The organism is Rhodococcoides sp. S146-33 (genome assembly GCF_059489205.1).
Window position 1 is genome coordinate 1,440,276 of sequence record NZ_JCAJWY010000001.1, and the last position, 19,284, is coordinate 1,459,559.

Annotated in this window: 21 protein-coding genes; 9 read left to right on the forward strand and 12 right to left on the reverse strand. The window is 63.9% G+C overall.

Annotated elements, in window-relative coordinates:
* Positions 1-52: 52 nt before the first annotated feature.
* From AC5WEY_RS06875 to mihF, 4 genes are read right to left on the reverse strand one after another with little or no spacing between them, the layout of a single operon-like run.
* Positions 53-709, reverse strand: a complete 657-nt coding sequence (locus AC5WEY_RS06875) for a GntR family transcriptional regulator (RefSeq protein ID WP_495645219.1) — start codon at positions 707-709, stop codon at positions 53-55.
* 13 nt (positions 710-722) lie between these two features.
* On the reverse strand, positions 723-1,895 hold the full coding sequence (locus AC5WEY_RS06880) for a cation:proton antiporter (protein ID WP_495645220.1): 1,173 nt from the start codon (positions 1,893-1,895) through the stop codon (positions 723-725).
* Positions 1,896-1,915: 20 nt separating this feature from the next.
* Positions 1,916-2,398 carry a cation:proton antiporter regulatory subunit gene (locus AC5WEY_RS06885; RefSeq protein WP_032379978.1) on the reverse strand — a complete coding sequence of 161 codons (483 nt, stop codon included), beginning with the start codon at positions 2,396-2,398 and terminating at the stop codon, positions 1,916-1,918.
* A 47-nt stretch (positions 2,399-2,445) separates the two neighbouring features.
* Positions 2,446-2,760 (reverse strand): integration host factor, actinobacterial type, encoded by a 315-nt coding sequence (gene mihF / locus AC5WEY_RS06890; RefSeq protein ID WP_008712632.1) that lies wholly within the window; start codon positions 2,758-2,760, stop codon positions 2,446-2,448.
* Between the two features lie 296 nt (positions 2,761-3,056).
* Here mihF and AC5WEY_RS06895 point away from each other — a divergent pair, with 296 nt between their 5' ends.
* Entirely contained in the window at positions 3,057-4,109 is a 1,053-nt protein-coding gene (locus AC5WEY_RS06895) for an alpha/beta hydrolase (RefSeq protein ID WP_495645221.1), read from the forward strand.
* Position 4,110: 1 nt separating this feature from the next.
* Here AC5WEY_RS06895 and AC5WEY_RS06900 read toward each other — a convergent pair whose 3' ends face one another.
* Together AC5WEY_RS06900 and AC5WEY_RS06905 are read right to left on the reverse strand one after the other, a co-directional pair.
* Entirely contained in the window at positions 4,111-5,028 is a 918-nt protein-coding gene (locus AC5WEY_RS06900; protein WP_495645222.1) for an oxygenase MpaB family protein, read from the reverse strand.
* 2 nt (positions 5,029-5,030) lie between these two features.
* Positions 5,031-6,548, reverse strand: coding sequence for an aldehyde dehydrogenase family protein (locus AC5WEY_RS06905; protein WP_495645547.1), 1,518 nt, complete (start codon positions 6,546-6,548; stop codon positions 5,031-5,033).
* Between the two features lie 107 nt (positions 6,549-6,655).
* On the opposite strand from AC5WEY_RS06905, the gene AC5WEY_RS06910 reads away from it, so the two are divergent.
* Positions 6,656-7,330, forward strand: coding sequence for a GntR family transcriptional regulator (locus tag AC5WEY_RS06910; RefSeq protein WP_495645223.1), 675 nt, complete (start codon positions 6,656-6,658; stop codon positions 7,328-7,330).
* A 6-nt stretch (positions 7,331-7,336) separates the two neighbouring features.
* Here the strand turns inward: AC5WEY_RS06910 and AC5WEY_RS06915 are convergent, their stop codons facing one another.
* The 3 genes from AC5WEY_RS06915 to AC5WEY_RS06925 are packed head-to-tail and all read right to left on the reverse strand — an operon-like array spanning position 7,337 to position 10,611.
* On the reverse strand, positions 7,337-9,703 hold the full coding sequence (locus AC5WEY_RS06915) for an FdhF/YdeP family oxidoreductase (protein ID WP_495645224.1): 2,367 nt from the start codon (positions 9,701-9,703) through the stop codon (positions 7,337-7,339).
* A 49-nt stretch (positions 9,704-9,752) separates the two neighbouring features.
* Complete coding sequence (locus tag AC5WEY_RS06920; protein ID WP_057477178.1) at positions 9,753-10,013, reverse strand: acyl-CoA-binding protein; 261 nt, start codon at positions 10,011-10,013, stop codon at positions 9,753-9,755.
* Between the two features lie 28 nt (positions 10,014-10,041).
* Complete coding sequence (locus AC5WEY_RS06925; RefSeq protein ID WP_495645225.1) at positions 10,042-10,611, reverse strand: TetR/AcrR family transcriptional regulator; 570 nt, start codon at positions 10,609-10,611, stop codon at positions 10,042-10,044.
* A 23-nt stretch (positions 10,612-10,634) separates the two neighbouring features.
* Here AC5WEY_RS06925 and AC5WEY_RS06930 point away from each other — a divergent pair, with 23 nt between their 5' ends.
* Together AC5WEY_RS06930 and AC5WEY_RS06935 are read left to right on the forward strand one after the other, a co-directional pair.
* Positions 10,635-11,567, forward strand: a complete 933-nt coding sequence (locus AC5WEY_RS06930) for an oxygenase MpaB family protein (RefSeq protein ID WP_495645226.1) — start codon at positions 10,635-10,637, stop codon at positions 11,565-11,567.
* 29 nt (positions 11,568-11,596) lie between these two features.
* The gene (locus AC5WEY_RS06935) at positions 11,597-12,379 is read left to right on the forward strand and encodes an alpha/beta fold hydrolase (protein ID WP_495645227.1); all 783 of its coding nucleotides are present in this window, start codon (positions 11,597-11,599) and stop codon (positions 12,377-12,379) included.
* An 8-nt stretch (positions 12,380-12,387) separates the two neighbouring features.
* Here AC5WEY_RS06935 and AC5WEY_RS06940 read toward each other — a convergent pair whose 3' ends face one another.
* Together AC5WEY_RS06940 and AC5WEY_RS06945 are read right to left on the reverse strand one after the other, a co-directional pair.
* Positions 12,388-13,704: a class I SAM-dependent methyltransferase gene (locus tag AC5WEY_RS06940; RefSeq protein ID WP_495645228.1), complete on the reverse strand. Its 1,317-nt coding sequence runs from the start codon at positions 13,702-13,704 to the stop codon at positions 12,388-12,390.
* On the reverse strand, positions 13,701-15,146 hold the full coding sequence (locus tag AC5WEY_RS06945) for an FAD-binding oxidoreductase (RefSeq protein WP_057477173.1): 1,446 nt from the start codon (positions 15,144-15,146) through the stop codon (positions 13,701-13,703). The genes AC5WEY_RS06940 and AC5WEY_RS06945 overlap by 4 nt, the downstream gene beginning before the upstream one ends.
* Before the next feature lie 258 nt (positions 15,147-15,404).
* Between AC5WEY_RS06945 and AC5WEY_RS06950 the strand changes: the two genes are divergently transcribed.
* Positions 15,405-15,839 (forward strand): SRPBCC family protein, encoded by a 435-nt coding sequence (locus tag AC5WEY_RS06950; RefSeq protein WP_495645229.1) that lies wholly within the window; start codon positions 15,405-15,407, stop codon positions 15,837-15,839.
* Here the strand turns inward: AC5WEY_RS06950 and AC5WEY_RS06955 are convergent.
* Positions 15,836-16,486 carry a TetR/AcrR family transcriptional regulator gene (locus AC5WEY_RS06955; protein ID WP_495645230.1) on the reverse strand — a complete coding sequence of 217 codons (651 nt, stop codon included), beginning with the start codon at positions 16,484-16,486 and terminating at the stop codon, positions 15,836-15,838. The genes AC5WEY_RS06950 and AC5WEY_RS06955 overlap by 4 nt on opposite strands.
* A 63-nt stretch (positions 16,487-16,549) precedes the next feature.
* On the opposite strand from AC5WEY_RS06955, the gene AC5WEY_RS06960 reads away from it, so the two are divergent.
* From AC5WEY_RS06960 to AC5WEY_RS06975, 4 genes are all read left to right on the forward strand, one after another.
* A complete protein-coding gene (locus AC5WEY_RS06960) occupies positions 16,550-16,981 on the forward strand; it encodes a cytidine/deoxycytidylate deaminase family protein (RefSeq protein WP_495645231.1) in 432 nt (143 codons plus the stop codon).
* A 234-nt stretch (positions 16,982-17,215) separates the two neighbouring features.
* Entirely contained in the window at positions 17,216-17,527 is a 312-nt protein-coding gene (locus AC5WEY_RS06965; RefSeq protein WP_217901741.1) for a YbaB/EbfC family nucleoid-associated protein, read from the forward strand.
* A gap of 3 nt (positions 17,528-17,530) precedes the next feature.
* Positions 17,531-18,139, forward strand: a complete 609-nt coding sequence (gene recR / locus AC5WEY_RS06970; protein ID WP_032379989.1) for a recombination mediator RecR — start codon at positions 17,531-17,533, stop codon at positions 18,137-18,139.
* Positions 18,140-18,266: 127 nt separating this feature from the next.
* A complete protein-coding gene (locus AC5WEY_RS06975; RefSeq protein ID WP_495645232.1) occupies positions 18,267-19,274 on the forward strand; it encodes a type IV toxin-antitoxin system AbiEi family antitoxin domain-containing protein in 1,008 nt (335 codons plus the stop codon).
* Positions 19,275-19,284 lie beyond the last annotated feature (10 nt).

Sequence of the window (19,284 nt, forward strand, 5' to 3'; positions counted from 1 at the left end):
TGCATGGAACTTCGTAGCCCACTACGAAGTTTCGTTCACATGCGCGTAGCGCTCACCCGCGATGCGCGATCAACCTCTCGGCGCCGTCTGTGAATTGCTGCTTCATCAATTCGCAGGCGGCGTCGATGTCGTTTCGAACCAGAGCTTCGATGAGCTCCTCGTGGTTGCGCACTGCTGCTCGTCCCCATTCGCGGTCGGTCGCGTACAGGCGGGTGGGGGTGTAGCGGGTGGCGTTGTTGAGAAACCACGCCAGCTTGGAGGACTCGGCCAGCCGGTTCAGCAGGCGATGGAATTCGAACTCGATGTTCTCGACGTCCTCGGCCCGGCCGTTCTCGACGGCGGTGGACAGTGCCGCGGTGAGTTCGGCGAGTCGGTCGAGTTCGGTCTCGGTGATCTTCGGGGCCGCGCGGCGTACCAATTCGACTGCGATCGTGCCCTGCAACCAGAAGATATCCACGATGTCGGTCGGCGTCAGGGGCGACACCACGTAGCCGCGGTGCGGAACGAGCTCGACGATGCCCTCGCCGCGCAAGGTCAGCAGTGCTTCACGCACCGGGGTGACGCTCACTCCGAGCTCGGCTGCGGTCTCGTCCAGGCGGATGAAGTCTCCCGGGCTCACTTCGCCGGACATGATGCGGTGCCGGACGTGGCTGGCGACTTCCTCGGACAGCTGCGGCCGTCGCCTCAGAGCCGTCCGCTTGTCTGCCATGTCGAAAAGCCAATCACACCGCGGGCTTGGTGCGGAGTACTACCCGCGCGACGGGTTCGACGACGCGGGCTGCGATCGGTCCCAGGATGGCCATCAACAGCACGTACGCCGTCGCCAGAGCCGCCAGTTCGCCCTCCACCGCGCCTGCAGCCACGGCGAGACCCGCGATGACGATGGAGAATTCTCCGCGCGCAACCAGCGCCGCACCTGCGCGGAGTCGACCCGGTCTCCCGATTCCCTGACGCCCAGCCGCCCACCAGCCGGTCGCGACCTTCGTGGCGGTTGTGCTGACTGCCAGCACGACCGCCCAACCCAGTACCGGTGGGATGGTTGCGGGGTCGGTAGCGAGCCCGAAGACCACGAAGAACATCGCCGCGAACAGATCGCGGAGTGGTTCGAGGATGCGGGTGGCGTTGTCGGCCGTCGACCCGGAGATGGCGATGCCGAGCAGGAACGCACCGACCGCCGCGGAGACCTGCAGTTCCGACGCGATGCCGGCGACCAGCAGCGCCGATCCGAGCACTTTGAGCAGGACGACCTCGCGGTCGGGACTGTCGACGATGGCGGAGACGAATCTGCCGTAGCGCAGCGCGACGACGAGCACGAAGGTGATGACCAACAGCGAGATTCCGAGGGCTTCCAGTCCGCCGAGGAAGCTCACTCCGCTCAGTACCGCGGTCAGGATCGGCAGGTAGATGGCCATCGCCAGGTCCTCGAACACCAGGATGGACAGCACGACGGGCGTTTCGCGGTTTCCGAGTCGACCCAGATCGGTGAGCACTTTGGCGATGATGCCCGACGACGAGATGTACGTGACGCCGCCCATGACGAGGGCTCCGACTCCGCCCCAGCCGAGCAGCATCGCGACCACTGCACCGGGCGCGAAGTTCAGTGCGATATCAAGCAGTCCGGCCATCCAGGATCGGCGGAGCCCGGTGACGAGTTCGGCGGCGGTGTACTCGAGTCCGAGCAGAAGCAGCAACAGGATGACGCCGATTTCGCTGGCGATCTCACTGAACTCGTCGATACCGCCGAGGTTGACGATGCCGCCGTTGCCGAATGCGAGACCGCCGAGCAGATAGAACGGGATGGGGGAGACGCCGATTCGCCCCGCGAGTCGAGCGAGAAGTCCGAGAACGAAGAACACTGCGCCCAGCTCGGTGAGGGCAAGTGCGCTCTCGGCCATTCGCTCAGCCCCGACTGGTCTCAGGCATTGCCGAGTAACTTGGCGGCTGCGTCCAGTCCGTCCGCGGTACCGACGGCGACCAGTAGGTCACCTGCGGCAAGCGTGAAGTCGGGGGTGGGCGACGGTTGTACCTGACCGGCGCGCATGACAGCGACGACGGATACCCCGGTTTTGGTGCGCATGGTGGTGTCGCCGAGTGTGCGGCTGACGAACCGTGAATTCGCGCGAATGGGAAGTTGGCGAGTGTTGATTCCGGGGAGGTCGCGATGCTCTTCCCCGAGCTGAGCGATGAGTTGCGGCGACCCGAGCAGATTGCCCAGGGCCGCCGCTTCCTCATTGCTCAACGTGATCGATGCCTGCGTCGCATCGGGGTCATCCTTGCGCGAAACGATCAACTCGTTTGCGCCGTCCTTGCGGGTGATGACGCCTATGCGGCGCCCGGAAGCGAGGGCGAAATCTTTCCGCACCCCGATTCCCGGCAGCAGGGTCACTTCGACGTTCATGGTCGAAATGCTAGCCCTGCAGGTAACGCGTTATCGCAAGTTGCGAATCAGGATGCGACGGCAGCCAGCAGTGCTTCGCGCTGGTTGGCACCGAGGCCACCGATACGGCGGGTATCGGCGATGGACAGCTGCTCGAGCAGCTGTGCGGCGCGCACGGATCCAACACCCGGCAGGGCCTTGATCAGGGCGGACACCTTGGTCTTCTTGACGATCTCGTCGTTCTCCGCCTTGGCGAGAACGTCAGCGACGCTGAGTTCGCCGGACTTGACGGATGCGAGCAGCTTCGACCGCGCAGTGCGTGCCTCGGCCGCCTTGGCCAGCGCCGCGGTGCGCTGTTCCGGTGTCAATACTGGTAAAGCCATGGCCTGTTCTCCTCGATTGTGGTGACCCGTCGCTCGTTGACAGGTCTCGACCCTCTTGCATCGTGCCTGGTGGCTCTTCCAATCTAACCGAACAACACGGATGTCATTCACGGCCGAGCCACCGAACCTTCCCAGCCAGGCTACGTCCTATCCGATTCGCGGTGTGCCCCGACCAGCACTTAGGCCCATCCGGACCTCGCAACAGCGTGTGTTCGACGCCTCGTTTCGGGGCCGTGGGACTGTTGCCGGTGGCCTCGCAGTATCCGAACGGGCGGTCGGATTGTTACCCTGCCTGCATGCTGCACACCGGAAGATTGCTGGCCGCTGTCGTCGCGTCGATGCTTGTCCTCGTCGGCGGCGGTTCCGCTGTCGCTGCTCCGATCGATGTCCCGTGGTCGCCGGACGACGCGCTCGACTCCGAGGTGAGTTTCGAGTCCGGTGGCGTCACCTTCTACGGCAGCCTTCGCATGCCCGTCGGTGAAACCCGCGGCGTGGCATTGGTGTTACCGGGCAGTGGGCCGACCGATCGCAACGGAAACTCGGGTGATCTGCAGCTGAACACGACCGCGTACGTTGCCGACGAGCTGTCCCGACGCGGCATCGCAAGTCTGCGATTCGACAAGCTCGGCAGCGGTCGTACCGGACTGGCAGGTGTGGACCCCAACAACCCTCCCGGCTTCGATGCGCAGGTCGACAATGCCGCGGACGCACTGGCATTCCTGCAACAGCGGACGGGTGTCGGGGCGGATCGCACGACGGTGATCGGGCACAGCGAGGGCGCGCTGACGGCGCTGCGTCTGGCCGATGTCGACAGTGCGGCGTTCGCTCACGTCGGCCTGCTCGAGCCGTTGTCGATTCGCTACCTCGACTTGTTGACCGCGCAGGTGGACAGAAACATCGACCAGGCGGTGGCGATGGGTCAATTCACCGAGGAGCAGGCCGCCACGTCCCGGGATCGCTTTGCCCAGGCCGTCGCCGACATCCGCGCGGGGCGGGCGTTGTCCGCCGAGCCGGACCCGATCGTCGACGGTCTGGGATTGCGGCAGAGCACCACTTTCCTGCGCGAAGCCGATGCGACAGACCCGGCGGATCTGGCTGCCGCACTGCCGGACTCGTACTCCTCGTTCTTGACCTGCTCGGACAAGGACCTCAACGTCTCGTGCGGCCAGGTCGACAACGTGCGAGTGGCCCTGGGTCACACCGACCTCGACTTCGCGCACTTCGCCAACAGCTCACACACGTTGGGTGAGCTCGGCCCGCTGCCCGCGGATCCCAACACTGCACTTGCTCCGCTGCCGCTCTCATCGGAGTTTCGCGATGCCTTCGGCCGTTGGGTGGCCGGACTCTGACCTATCGAGTTCGCAGTGACGCCGTTGTCACCGGGCAATTGCGAATCGGCGGTGTAGCCGCGGTGCCCAGATCTCGCGGGCTGTACCCGACGGGATAGCCGGGATAAGTCTTGTTGCTCGGGTCGGCTGTCGTGCGTGAGTGCTTTCTCGTGGGTAGGAACCGTTCGATGCGGGCCCTGGCGCGCAGCGCCCGTACCGCAACTCGTTCCACGGCGGGCGAGCCTGCAGGAAAGCCGAAGGCGTGGGCCATCCGGTCGTCCAGCAGCGCAAACACTCCCTGCTTCACCGCGGGCGTGAGCGCAGCGGGGAACCAGGAGCAGTAGAGATCGAGGGTGTAGTTGCCGATGCGTCGATTGTCTTCACTGAACCGGAACGTGCGTTCCTCGTAGTCGAGCTCGAACTGGGCAAGCTCGGTGTACGACTCGGGAATCTCCCTGATGCCCATCCTCTTTCCCACTTCGCGGTAGAAGTGGAACGTGGCGAGACGCTCCTTGGGATGCAGACGACGCCACCCGTAGGTGTCGATCCACTCGATCGGCTCGTAGATGAACGTCGTCAGCACGTAGAGCATGTCGTCGTTCGAGATGTCGTACTGCGCGTGCATCCGATTGACCATCCGAAGCGATTCTCGCCCCCGCTCCGAGTCGTATCCGTGTTCGAGCATTTCCGACATCAACAGAGAGGTGTCGTCGTAGCGCTTCTGTGGGCGCTTCTCGAACTCGCCCGTCGCGGCGAGCAACGCGGAAATCGTCGGCACGCAATACGTACGGAACAGCGCAAATTCGAGGGCGCGCTGATAGTCCCACGGGAACTCGTACCCGGCGGTGATGCGGTGAATCGTATGGCAATCCCGCACCGGGTCGAGTTCCTCTATGCGCGCGAGCCAGCCGAATCGCCCCTTCTTCGGCGTGACCTCCATGATCAGCCTCGTCCGTGCCGAAGCTTCAGTGCCAGAACCGAGAGCTTCATGTTTCGTGCCTTGCGCTTCATCGTCAACAGATTCACCGGAGCGGCAAAGCTCTGCACCGTCATCGACTTGACGGTGCTGAACTCACGCAGGCCGTCGGCCCCATGGATCCGGCCGAATCCGGAGTCTCCGGTGCCGCCGAACGGTAGCGCCGGAACCCCGGCGAAGCCGAGCACCGAATTGACCGTCACCACTCCGCAATCGAGCTTCTCCGCGGCACGCTTCCCCACTGCGTCGTCCCGGGTGAACACCGAGGCACCGAGTCCGTACTTGGAGGCATTGGCCCGCTCGATGGCCTCGTCCAGATCTCGCACCTTGTTGACCACGACTGTCGGGCCGAAGGTCTCCTCGGTGATGGCGGTGGAATCCTCGGGTACATCGGTCAGGATCACCGGGTCGATGTACGGCCCGTGCAGCGAATCGAGACCGCCGACAACGGCTTTGCCGCCCTTGGCCAATGCGTCCTCGATCTGGCCTCGAACGATCTCGCTCTGCTTGCCCAAAGTCATCGGGCCGTAGGACGAGGTCTTGGTTCCACCGGGCTTCAATGCCCGCACGGCGGCGGTGAATTCACCGACGAACCGGTCGTACACCGGTGCGGCAACGTAGATACGTTCGACGCCCGCGCAGGTCTGGCCGGCATTGCCCATCGCGCCGAACGTCGCGAACTCGACTGCGGCCGCGATGTTCGCGTCGGAGTCGACGAGCATCGCGTCCTTGCCGCCGCATTCGGCGATCAACGGCGTCAACGATTTCGCGCACGTGGCCATCACCTTCTTGGCCGTGGCGGTGGACCCGGTGAAGGCGATCTTGTCGACGCCGGATTCGACCAGGGCCGTACCGGTGGAACCGTCGCCGGTGATTGTCTGGAAGACCGGATGCGGAACGGCCAGCGATGCCCATTTCTCGGCCAGCCACACTCCGACACCCGGGGTGAGTTCGCTCGGCTTGAACACGACGGTGTTGCCTGCGGCCAGTGCGTAGGCGATCGAACCCATCGGGGTGTAGAGCGGGTAGTTCCACGGTCCGATGACCCCGACGACACCGAAGGGGCGGTATCCCACGTACGCCTTCTGATTGACGGCGAGCAGACCCGATCCGACCTTGCGCTGCCGGAGAGTCTTCTCGGCATTGCGCGCAGCCCAATCGAGATGTTCGACGCCCAGCATGACCTCGAGCAGCGAGTCCTCGTCGGGTTTACCCGTTTCGGCGGCGATGACCGTGGCCAAGCTCGCGGCGTCGCGGGCAACGGCGGATTTGAATTCCAGCAGCCAACGCTTGCGTCCGGCGAAACCCTGGGCGTCCCACCACCGCGCGGCCGACCGAGCGCGCCCGACGACCGCGGCCACGTCGGCGGAATCCGCGACCGGGTAGGTGGAGAGGGCGGTTCCCGTTCTGGGGTCGAGGCTTTCGAATGTGGCGTCGTTCGTTCGTTCGATCTGGTCCGTCACGGGTTCAATCCTCCAGCAGATCGCATCACATATATTTGATGTGATTCAATGTTGTCCAGGCCACACTATGCGTCACCTTCGGTTGCTACAACCCCGCTGCCCGGCCGTGCAAGAGCAGGAGCAGATTCATGACTCTCGATCTGACCCGAGCTGCGTCCTCGAAGCGTTCGATGCCCCGCCGACCCCAGTTGTCCGAGGACGTCGCCGGCCGCATTCGCCAACGGATCGTCACGGGAGTCCTGCGGCCCGGCTCGTTCGTGCGGATCGAAGAAGCGGCGGCCGAGCTGGGTGTCAGTGCCACTCCGGTCCGCGAAGCACTCGTGGCGTTGCGTGGTGAGGGACTGGTGGAACAGGTGCCGAATCGCGGCTACCGAGTCGTGGAACTGACACAACAGGACATCGACGACATCTTCTGGTTGCAGGGCACGATTGCTGCGGCGTTGGCCGAACGGGCATCCGGGCGGGTCACGGCGGAGCATCTCCAGCAGTTGACTGCCCTCAACGACGACCTACGCGAGGCCGTGACACGCGCCGACGCCGAAGCCGTCGAACGGTGTGAGTTCGAGTTCCATCGCGCCATCAACAAAATCGCGGGCGGCACCACATTGGCGTGGTTTCTGCTGGGTGCCGTCAAATACACCCCGACGCATCTGCATGCGTCGAACGCCGAGTGGGGACAACGGGCGGTGCGCGGACACGACGAACTGATCGAGGCAATGCGTCGATCGGACCACCGAGCCGCCGGTGAACTGATGCGACATCAATTCACCGACGCGGCGGTCCTGGTTCGGTCGTTCAGCTGAGTTCGGTCAGCTCAAGTGGTGCGGCTGCGGGTGCGACTTGTGCCCCTCGTCCGAGCCCTCGTTGTCCTGATGGCCGTTGGCCGTACCCTGCACACCCGTCCCCGCCGGGACCATCGAGATGATCACGGACTTGGAGGTGGGGGTGTTGCTGTGCAGCGCAGTCGAATCCAGCGGGATCAGCGGGTTTGTTTCCGGGTAGTACGCGGCAGCCGACCCACGTGGGGTGTCGTACTCGACGATGCGGAAGGACGGCGCGCATCGTTCGATGTCGTCGTCGTCCCACTTGGCGACCAGGTCGACCATGTCGCCGTTGCGGAAGCCGAGCGTGGAAATGTCTTCTCGGTGCACGAAAATGACGCGTCGGCCGTTCTCGATGCCGCGGTAGCGATCGCTGAGGCCGTAGATCGTGGTGTTGAACTGATCGTGGCTGCGCAGCGTCTGCAGGATGAGATGGCCCGGCGGAACCTGCAGCACGTCGATCGGTGACACCGCGAATTCGCCACGGCCGCTCTTGGTTTCGAAGGTCCGACTGTCGCGGGGCGGGTGCGGAAGAACGAAGCCGCCGGGGCGTCGAACATTGACCTCGTAGCCCTCGCAGCCAGCGACGACACGCGAGATGTGCTTGCGAATGTTGCGGTAGTCGTCGCGGAAACCCTTCCAGTCGAGGCCGTATCGGTCACCGAGTGTCGCCTCGGCGATACCGCTGACGATCGCAACCTCCGAGCGCAGGTGGGGGCTCGCCGGCTTCAGTGGGCCACGGGACGAATGCACCGAGCACGTCGAATCCTCGACCGAGATCCACTGGTCTCCACTCGCTTGCACGTCCTTCTCGGTGCGACCCAAGGTAGGCAGAATCAGGGCGGTCTCACCGCAGACGAGGTGGGATCGGTTGATCTTGGTGGAGATCTGAACCGTCATGCGCATCTTGCGCAGCGCCTGGAACGTCACGTCACTGTCGGGTGTGGCCTGGACGAAGTTGCCGCCGAGTCCGAGGAAGAAATGGGCCTTGCCGTCGCGCATGGCACGGATGGAGTCGACCGTGTCCAAGCCGTTCTCACGCGGCGGCTCGAAGTCGAACTCGGCGGCCATCGCGTCGAGGAAAGCCACCGGGGGGCGCTCCCAGATACCCATCGTGCGGTCGCCCTGCACGTTCGAGTGGCCACGAACCGGCAGTAGACCGGCACCGGCCTTGCCGATGTTGCCTTGCGCGAACGCAAGATTGGTGACTTCCTTGATGGTGGCGACAGCGTTGCGGTGCTGTGTCAGGCCCATCGCCCAGCAGAACACGGTGGCCTTGGAGTCGCGTAGCATCTCGGCGGCTTCGGTGATCTGCGCTACCGACAATCCGGTGACCTCGGTGACGAGATCCCAATCGACCTCGGCAACGTGCGCCTTCCACGCGTCGAAGCCGACGGTGTAGTCGTCGATGAACTCGTGATCGAGTGCGTCCCATTGCACCAGCAGCGAGCCGATGGCCTGGAAGAGTGCGAGATCGCCGTTGATCTTGATGGAGAGGTGCAGATCCGATAGATCCGTTCCCGGTCCCACCATGCCGCGCGGGGTCTGCGGGTTCTTGAAGTTCAGCAGACCCGCTTCGCGAAGGGGGTTGATGGACAGGATCTTTGCGCCGTTCTGCTTCGCCATTTCGAGGGCCGAGAGCATACGGGGGTGATTGGTGCCGGGATTCTGGCCGGCCAGGATGATCAGTTCGGCGGTATGAACGTCGTCGAGCGTGACGCTGGCCTTGCCGATGCCGATGGATTCCTGCAGAGCGATGGACGTCGACTCGTGACACATGTTGGAGCAGTCGGGCATGTTGTTGGTCCCGAACGACCGCGCGAACAACTGGTACGTGAATGCGGACTCGTTGGAGGCGCGACCCGAGGTGTAGAAGATGGCCTCGTCCGGACTGGCCAGGCTCTTCAACTCGTCACCGATCAAGCGAAACGCGTCGTCCCATTCGATGGGCTCGTAATGGCTGCCGCCGGGCAGCTTGATCATCGGGTGCGTGATTCGGCCTTGCTGTCCGAGCCAGTGTTCGGTGTGGGAGTCCAGCTCGGCAATGCTGTGCTGCGCGAAGAACTCCGGGGTCGCCCGCGTTGTCGTCGCCTCCTCGGCGACGGCCTTGGCACCGTTCTCGCAGAACTCTGCGGCATGGCGGTGGCCGGGATCGGGATCCGGCCACGCGCAACTCATGCAGTCGAAGCCCTCGGCCTGGTTGAGCTTGAGCAGCGTCTGCGCAGTGCGCACCGGACCCATGTGTCCCAGCGCGCGCTTCATCGACACCGCGACGGCGGTCGCGCCCGCCGCATGCGTCTTCGGCTTCTCGATGTCGAGATCGGCCTCGTCGACGTCGCTGTCGGTGCGTCTCATGCGGGTCCCTTCGTTGCGTTAACCCCCGCACTCGACCATAGCCGTAGGCTCAGCCGGCGAGGAGCTTGGTCACCAGATCCACGTACTGCTGCTTCGCCGAATCCTGGCTCGTACCTTCGAGCTTCGCCCAGGCATCGAACTTCGCACGGTTCACCATGTCCAGCCGTCCGGGACGCTTACCCGTGGCATCGCCGATCGAACCCTGCTTGTACAGCGAGTACAGGCTCAGCAGATCGTCGTTGCTCGGCTTGGAGGTGAGCTTCTTGACGTCTACCTGCGCGTCGGCGAACGACTGATCGAGATCGGACATGGAAGAACTCCTTCGGTTAGAGGTGGTGTCATCCTCGCACGGAGGCATCGGAAATCAGCCGAATGCAATGCGCCACGAGGGCTTCGCGGGTGACGGTGACGGTGCCGTCCAGGTAGCCGATGAACAGGGCGGTCAGTGCGCCGACGGTTGCGACGGCGATCAGCTGTCGGTCTTCGCCAGCGGGAAGTTGAGACTGCACCAATTCGACGAAGCCGGGGAGCAGATCCAGACCGCGGCGGCTCAGCGCTGGTTCCGCCAACGGCGCGATGAGCAGCACGCGTCCGGTTCGAGGTTCGTCGATGATGAGCTCGACGAACGCTCGGACCGGCGCGGCGACGGTGTCCTCGGGCGACGCGTCCGAGATGGCGTTCTCCAGGGCTGTCCGCGCCCGCGACCCCACCCACGCGTACACCGCCCGGACGAAGGTGTCCCGGTCTGTGAAGGACTCGTAGAAATACCGCTCGGTCAGTCCGGCGGTTCGGCAGACAGCGCGCACGTTGACGGCCGGACCGTCCGCAGAGCCCAGAAGCTCGACCCCCGCGGCGAGCAATGCGTCGTACCGCTTAGTTCTGCGCTCCTCCAACTGTTGACTACGCATGTTGTCAACCCTAGTCTGACAACATGTGTAGTCAGAGTGATCGCCCGGTCCCGCTCGGTCCCGATTCGCTCACCTGGAAATACTTCGGCGACTGGCGGGGGATGCTGCAGGGCGTCTGGTCCGGGTCGATGCAGAACATGCACCCCGGCCTGGGTGCCGGTGTCGAGCAGCATTCGACGTTCTTCGACGAGCGCTGGCAGCGCCTGTACCGATCCCTGTATCCCATCGGCGGGGTGGTGTTCGACGGCGACCGAGCTGAGGAAACCGCGCTCGAAGTGCGCGGTTACCACACGAACATCAAGGGAATCGACGCCAAGGGCCGCAAGTACCACGCCCTCGATCCCGACACGTTCTACTGGGCGCACGCCACCTTCTTCATGGGCACGGTGCTCACCGCCGACCGTTTCATGGGCGGACTGACCGAGGCGCAGAAAGTGCAACTGTTCGACGAGCATGTGCAGTGGTACCGGCTCTACGGCATGAGTATGCGTCCGGTGCCCGCGAGCTGGCCCGAGTTTCAGCAGTACTGGCTGCACATGTGTCGAAACGTGCTGGAAGACAACAAGGCCGCCCGCGGGGTCCTGGACCTGTCGAAGCTGGGGCCACCGCCGTACGCGGCCTGGCTACCGCTGTGGGTGTGGGCGGTGGTGCGGCGTCCGGTGGCTGCGTTGTTCGTCTGGATCACCGTCGGGCTCTACGACGAGCCGGTGCGCGAACTCCTCGGTTACCGCTGGTCTGCGCGGGACGAGCAGAGGTTGGCGCTGTTCGGTAGAGCAGTGAACCTGGTGTTCGGTCTCGTGCCACCGCGGCGTCGACTGCATCCGCGTGGCCGGGCGGGATGGGATCGCGCTCTCGGTCGAATGTCGGCGACCGCACCGTTGGTGCACACACCGGCTCGTAACCTGCCGCCCGTGGAGCGACGCTCGGACCCGTCGCATTACAGCCCGAATGTGTAGATCGACGGTCCAGGGGTATATGCCGGGGTATGTACAACGTCAGAACCGGACGCGGTAAGCCGCTTGTTCTCGTGCACGGGCTCGGATCCTCACACCGAAACTGGGACCCCATCGTCCCAGCGCTGGCCGCGCATCGAGAGGTGATCGCCCTGGATCTGCCCGGATTCGGGCAGACACCGCCGCTGCCCGAGGTCTCGATCGCGTCCCTCACCGACGCGCTTCGAACGTATCTCGACGACGAGGGACTGTCGGACGCCGATCTTGTGGGCAGCTCGATGGGCGCGCGTATGGTCGTCGAGCTCGGCCGCCGCGGTCACCGGGGCTCGATGGTGGCCCTCGATCCCGGCGGCTTCTGGAACGACCGTCAGGTGAAGATCTTCGGAGCCACGATCACCGCATCGCTGGCACTGATGAAGAATGTTCAGCCGCTGGTGCCGTTCCTGGCCGGTAATCCGGTGACGAGAACGGCTGCGCTGGCACAGTTCTCGGCTGCGCCGTGGAAGTTGCCGAAGGGATTGGTCGAACGGGAGCTGAAGGGTTTCTCGGCCAAGACCTCGCCGTCACTGGACGCCGCCCGCAAGGCCTTGATCCACGGGCCGAAGCAGGTCGGTGCACCCAAGGGGTCGTTGCAGGGGTCGCTGCTCATCGGCTGGGGCCGCCAGGACAAGGTGACGACTCCCAGCCAGGCAACGGTGGCGTTGGAGCGATTCCCCGACGCCACCCTGCACTGGTTCGACAAGTGCGGACACTTCCCGCACTGGGATCAGCCCGTCGAGACCGCCCGCGTAATCCTGCGCGGGACGGGTCGGTAGGAGCTGAATCAGCCGTCCCACCACGGCCGAAGTGGCACGTTCGCCTGTCCCTTCGGTCCGAGCTTGACGGCCAGGACCTGGTGTAGCTGAACCACATTGCGCTCGAACCCCAGGCGGGACCCGGCCATGTACAGACCCCACACGCGGGCTGTTCCCTCACCGGCTTCGGCGACGCAGGCGTCCCAGTTGTCGACGAGATTGCGGCACCATCTGGCAAGGGTCAGTGCGTAGTGCTCACGGAGGTTCTCCTCGTGGCGGACCTCGAGGCCGACGTCCTGGATTTCGGTGATGATGCGTCCGGAGCCGGTGAGCTCTCCGTCGGGAAAGACGTAGCGGTCGATGAAGCTGCCCGCTTTGGCATGAGCGCGATTGTCCGGTCGGGTGATCGAGTGGTTGAGGAGTCGACCGCCGTCACGCAGCTTGGATTGGATGAACGAAAAGTACGACGGATAGTTGCCGACACCGATGTGCTCGGTCAGTCCGATCGACGAGATGGCGTCGAAGTTGGTCTCGGCTACGTCGCGGTAATCGGAGAACCGGACCTCGGCAAGCTCGGACAGGCCCTCCTCGTCGATCGCCTTCTGCGCCCACAACGCTTGCTCCTGGGAAAGTGTCACGCCGATGACCTGGACGCCGCGGCGCGCGGCGTAGCGCACCATCGAACCCCAGCCGCAGCCGATGTCGAGCAGACGATCGCCCGGCTTCAGGCCGAGCTTGTCGAACACCAGCCGATACTTGTTCTCCTGCGCGCCTTCCAGAGACTGATCGCTGTTCTCGAACGCGGCGCAGGTGTACGTCATCGACGGGCCGAGCACCATCTCGTAGAACGCGTTGGACACGTCGTAGTGGTGATGGATCGCTTCCGCGTCCCGGGTCTTGGAGTGGCGCAAACCTTCTGCGATACGACGCCACCGCGGAATCGCCTCCTGGGGCGGGGGAGCGATGGGCCGCAACACATCCCAGCCGAGCGACCGCGCGATCGATGTCAGTGTCATCGCAGATGGGCGACGGAAGTGCAGCTCGTCACCCATCAGTGCGAGCAACTCGTACGGATCGCCGGGATGGACGCCGGTGGCCTCCAGATCGCCCGAGACGTAAGCCCGAGCCATGCCCAGATCGCCGGGAGCGGTTGCGAGATAAGTGGTTCCGCGCGGGCTCTTGAGGTTGAGTCCGATTCTCGCGTCCTCGGGTCCGGCGGTACTGCCGTCGTATGCGGTGAAACGCAGTGGAATGTTGCCATCGGAGATCAGTTCCAGGATCTCGGAGATCTTGAGTTTCTGGTTGCTGTTCGCCGTTCGATTACCTGAGTCCTTGAACGTCGTCATTTGCGTTGCACCGCCTTCGAGTACAAATCCAACAATCGGGTTTCGGGGTCGTATTTCTTTTTCAGTTCTTCGTATCTGTCGCCGCCGTACAGCACGGCGAATTCATCCTCGGTGTAATAAGCGTCCGAGTACAGCGATTTATGCCCGTCGAAGTCGGTGACCTTCTTCTCGATGGCGCGGTTCGCCGCACCCTCGGGTTCACCGGCGACTATGGGTACCGAGGACCAGAAGCCGATATTGACGTACGTGCGTTTGGGCTCGAGCGGGTACAGGGGCCACGGCCGTGCCGGATTCGCTCCCGGCGCTGCCGGCTCACGAAGTCGCAACGGGCACAACCACAACGGCTCGATGGGGATGTTGCCGAGGAACCACGACACGAAGCCCGCGGTGTGTTCGATCGGAACTTCGACGTCCTGCACGACGCGTTCGCGCGGCGGATTTCCCTTGCGCTTCTCGAGTCGATCGGCGATGTCGTACTTACGGTCCAGGCCGATCAGCTTCCAGTAGAAGCTGCTGCGTCGATACTTGCGCGGCCAGAAGCGTCGAATTGTCGGGTTCTGGGTCCCGAATGCGCGAGAGCACCAGAACCAGTCGGTGTCCCAGCGCCACAGGTAGTCGTGAATGGTCAGCCGATCGGTCTTCGGTGTGTCCGAATTGTGCTGGATCGAGCGGTAGAAGATGTCTGCCCCGGTGTAATCGCTGACCGGCCCGGGTTCGTCGGTCTGAACGCCGAGCGTGAGATAACTTTCGTCGGCGCTGAAGACCACACCGTCGAGGTACTGGACCTCGATGCCGTCGTATTCGCGTCGGGTGACGATCGTGTCCATCGTGGACTGAAGGGTCACGAGATCGTGGAATCGTAGGTGGCGCAACGCGACATACGGCAGCACGGGCTCGAGCTGGATCTTCAGCCGAGTGGAGTAGCCGAGGGTGCCGTAGGAATTGGGGAAGCCCCAGTAGAGGTCGGCATGTTCGCCCTCGGGCGTTGCGGTGACGATCTCGCCGCTGCCGGTGAGGACGTCGATTTCGAGCACCGACTCGTGCGGGAGCCCGCTGCGAAACGACGTCGACTCGATGCCGAGGCCGGTGACGGCTCCACCGAGGGTGATCGTTTTGAGCTGGGGGACGACCAGGGGTGCGAGACCGTAGGGAAGTGTCGCGTCGACGAGGTCCTCGTAGGTGCACATGCCCGCGACATCGGCGGTGCCTGCCACCGGATCGACGGTGATGACCTTGCTCAGGCCGGACACGTCGAGTCCCGGGGTCTTCGATGTCGTCCTGGCCCGAAACAGGTTGGACGTCTTCTTCGCCAGACGCACCGTCGCATCGGTGGGGATCGCTCGATAGCTGCGAAGCAACTGCTCGACGCCCGACCGGTGCGCTGCGTAACCGCTCTCCCTCGGTTCTGGCCGTCGTCCGAGAAGAGCATCTACTGAAGCCACGTACAGACGCTATATCTCGTACCGCGTGGTATCCACCGGCCGAGGCGTCCGAGCGGTGAAACTTCACGCAACTGTTGCCGAATCAGGGCGGAAAATCGTCATATTTCAGACAAAATGGTTGCATCATGCATGTTTTTTCGGTCGCTTGAAAATCCTTTGTGACGAACGCCACATGCTGCTCGACGCGATGCCGGATGTGGCCGCCCGGCGAGGCAGGATGAATCCACATCCCGTTCGCAATCGAAGGAGAACGTTTCCGTGGCTCAGGTCAGTGCATCCAGTTCCGTCACCATCGCCACCACACCGGATCGGGTACTTGCCGCTCTCGCCGACTACCAGACCGTGCGCCCTCGCATCCTGCCCCAGCAGTACCGCGACTACGAGGTGGTGCAGGGCGGTCAGGGCGACGGAACGGTCGCAAAGTGGACCCTGCAGGCCACCGAGAAGCGAGTGCGCACTGTCGCCGCGACGGTCTCGGTCACCGGATCGACCATCACCGAACGTGACGCCAACTCCTCCATGGTCACCACCTGGTCGGTGGCCCCGGACGGCAGCGGTACCGCGGTCACCACGACGACGGAGTGGAAAGGTGCGGGCGGAATCGGCGGATTCTTCGAGAAGACGTTCGCACCGCTGGGCCTGAAGAAAATCCAGGCCGCGACGCTGGAGAACCTGCGTCGCGAGTTGATCTAGACCTGCTCGAAGTCTCCCGCCTCGATCAGCGCCAACGTTCCCACCACCACGGTGCGCATCGACCACAGAAACATCCCGTCGGGTCCGCGATCGATCGTGTCGTAGGCCCCGGGCAGGGTGTCGAGGTCGGTGCGCGCGGCGATCGCGGCGTCGTACTCACGATCGCGACGGGCATCGTTGTAGACGATCTCTGCTAGTGCGACGGCATGCTCGACGACGGTGATCACGGCCCACGTCGCCTGCTTGGGGGTGAGGTCGTACCGCAGTCGGTAGCGCGTCTGTACGGCGTCGGCCATCCGAAGGGCGTCGATGGAACTGGGAGTCAGACCGATCAGGTACTCCGCAATGCCCGGGTTGGAGTGAACCAGCTCGCGCATCGCGGAGGCGAGAGTCAGCAGGGCGTCGTGCATCGATTCGTCGTCACCGGGAAGCGGAGGCGACCACCGGCGCAGAATTTCCTCCGCGACCAGGGCTTTGAGAGCGCAGAGGTCGTCGATGTTGTTGTAGATCGCGACGATCGACACCCCCAGGCTCTGAGCCACCGACTTCACCGAGACTTTCGGCAGAGTCAGGGCAATGCCCGCTTCGGCCATGGTCTCGGGAGTCACCCGGCGCTTGCGAGAAGAGTGACTCGCCGGCTGATCCATTCCGTAAGAATACGTGCGTTCAGTAGTGACAGATGTTCAGCCGCGGGGCTTTAGGATTGCGCGGTGACTTTCGCTTCCGCGCAACCCGTGACCGACGGAGAACGGGCGCTGGTCGAACTGGCCGAGCACACAATCGATTCGTCGACAGATGCAGTTCCTGGCCAAGACGGCATCCACACGATGGGTGCGGCGGTGAGAGTGGCGGACGGCCGAACCTTCGCCGGGGTGAATCTCTATCACTTCACCGGTGGCCCGTGCGCAGAGACCGTCGCGCTTGCAGCGGCTCGGGCGGCCGGTGCGACCGAGCCGACTCACATCGTGGCGGTCGGCAATCACGGGCGCGGGGTGAAGAGCCCGTGCGGCAAGGATCGTCAGATATTTGCCGACCTCTACCCCCTTATGCGCGTGATCATCGATTCGCCCGACGGCCTCGTCAGCGTTCTCGCCGGCGAACTCCTCCCCGCCGGATACGACCATCGCGCGGAGCAACGCTGATCCTCGTTACCGAGGGCGAACCGTCGTGCGGCATCGCCGGAAGGCACTGCGCTGAGTGTCCACTATTCGTCACCGCAGGCGCGATCCCGTGTCTGCCGCGAAATTGTGGACACTCAGGTCGGTATGTCGATTCGACGCGCAGTGAATCACAGCGATCCAAGGTGCGGCTACGCTGGTGTTCGCTTCGAACCCACGCGAGAGGACGGCACAGTGCAACCCGGTGAGCAGCCCGACATGGCATCGATCCTCCAGCAGGCCCAGCAGATGCAGCAGCAGCTGATGGCGGCGCAGGCGGAGATCGCGGAGACCGAAGTGACCGGCCAGGCGGGCGGTGGACTCGTCGTCGCCACCGTCAAAGGGACCGGTGAGGTGGTCGGTCTGACCATCGACCCCAAGGTCGTTGACCCCGAGGACATCGAGACTCTCCAGGACCTGGTGATCGGTGCAATCGCCGATGCGTCTCGCGCGGCTCAGGCCGTCGCGAGCGAGAAGATGGGCCCCCTCGCTGGTGGTCTCGGTGGCATGCCCGGCCTGCCCGGGTTCTAGGCGGTGTACGAAGGTCCAGTACAGGATCTGATCGACGAGCTCGGCAAGTTCCCCGGGGTCGGTCCGAAAAGTGCTCAGCGCATAGCCTTTCACCTCCTCGGCGTCGAGCCTCCCGAGGTGGATCGGCTGATGCGCGCGCTGCAGCGTATCCGTGACGGCGTGCAGTTCTGCATCGTCTGCGGAACCGTGTCGGACAAGGAATTGTGCCGAATCTGCGCGGATTCGCGTCGCGACAGATCGATGATCTGCGTCGTCGAAGAACCCAAAGATGTTCAGGCCGTGGAACGTACGCGGGAATTCAAGGGGCGCTACCACGTACTCGGCGGTGCGCTCGATCCGCTGAACGGAGTGGGTCCCGATCAGCTGCGTATCCGAGAGTTGTTGACCCGCGTCGGAACTCAAGACGACGGAGTGGACGTCACCGAGGTCATCATTGCCACCGACCCCAACACCGAGGGCGAAGCAACGGCCACGTATCTGGTCCGCATGATGCGCGACTTCCCCGGCCTGGCCATTACCCGCCTCGCCTCCGGCCTGCCCATGGGCGGAGACCTCGAATTTGCCGACGAACTGACGCTGGGCCGCGCTTTGACCGGACGTCGACGAATGTGAGAGCGGCTTCGCCGCACGTGCATGGAACTTCGTAGCAGGGGTCGAATTTGTGCTCACGACCCCGAGCTGTACACAGCCTGTGGATAGATTCTGACGCGGTCACCTCGAATCGACCATTCTGAGGTCCATGAGGACGAGACCAGCGGGTACCTGGCAGCGGCTACTGGACGCTCAGCACGGAATCATTACGACCAAGCAGATGTACGAGCACGGCGTCAACAAGGACTCGATCGACCATTGCGTGGAAACCGGTCAGTGGCTGAGGGTATTTCGTGGAGTCATATCGGTAACCAACGGGCCGCTGACTCGTCAGATGCAGCTGTCGGCAGCGTTGCTGTATGCGGGGCGGGGAGCGTTGCTCAGCCACAGTACCGCCGCCGAGGAGTGGGGGTGGGTCAGGCCCGGGCCAGGGCCCGTGCACGTCACCGTTCCCTATGGATGCTCGGCGACCAGCAGGCCACCGACGATGAGGCACGCCAAGCGGAACTTCACCTCGGAGAGCAACGAGCAAATCCATCCAGGTGTAGTCGTCCATCGGTCCCGTGCCATGGGACACATCGGTATCGAGTCGAATCCTGCGCGCACGAGCACTGCCGACACGGTCCTGGACCTGGTCGTCGCGGAGCGGACGTCGAGGCAAGCGACGATCACATTGGTCTCGACGATGTCCTCGGGTGGCGTGAACGTTGCGGCCATGACGCGCAAGATCGGGGCTCGGCGACCGATGCGCTACCTGAAGCCGATTCTGCACACCCTGGCTCTCATGCGCGACGGGGTTCATTCCGCGCTGGAGCACCGTTACGTGCTCGACGTCGAGCAGGCACACGGCCTACCTGCCGCGCAGCGACAGGCCCCGGTGTTCGTCGACGGCAGGCAGCTCTTCGAGGATATTTGCTACGAGAGTTGCGACCTCATCGTCAGACTCGACGGCCAGGCCTTCCACGCTGCCAAGCAACGACGCTTTCGCGATCGCAGACGCGACAATGCCGCCGAGCTACATAACCTGCCGCGGTTGATGTACGGCTGGCACGAAGTGACCCAAGACCCGTGCGGGGTGTATCGCGAGGTCCGCGAGGTGCTGGTCAGAGAGGGATGGGACGACGCGTCGTACCCGTGTGAACGGTGCACCTTGTGAGCGGAAATTC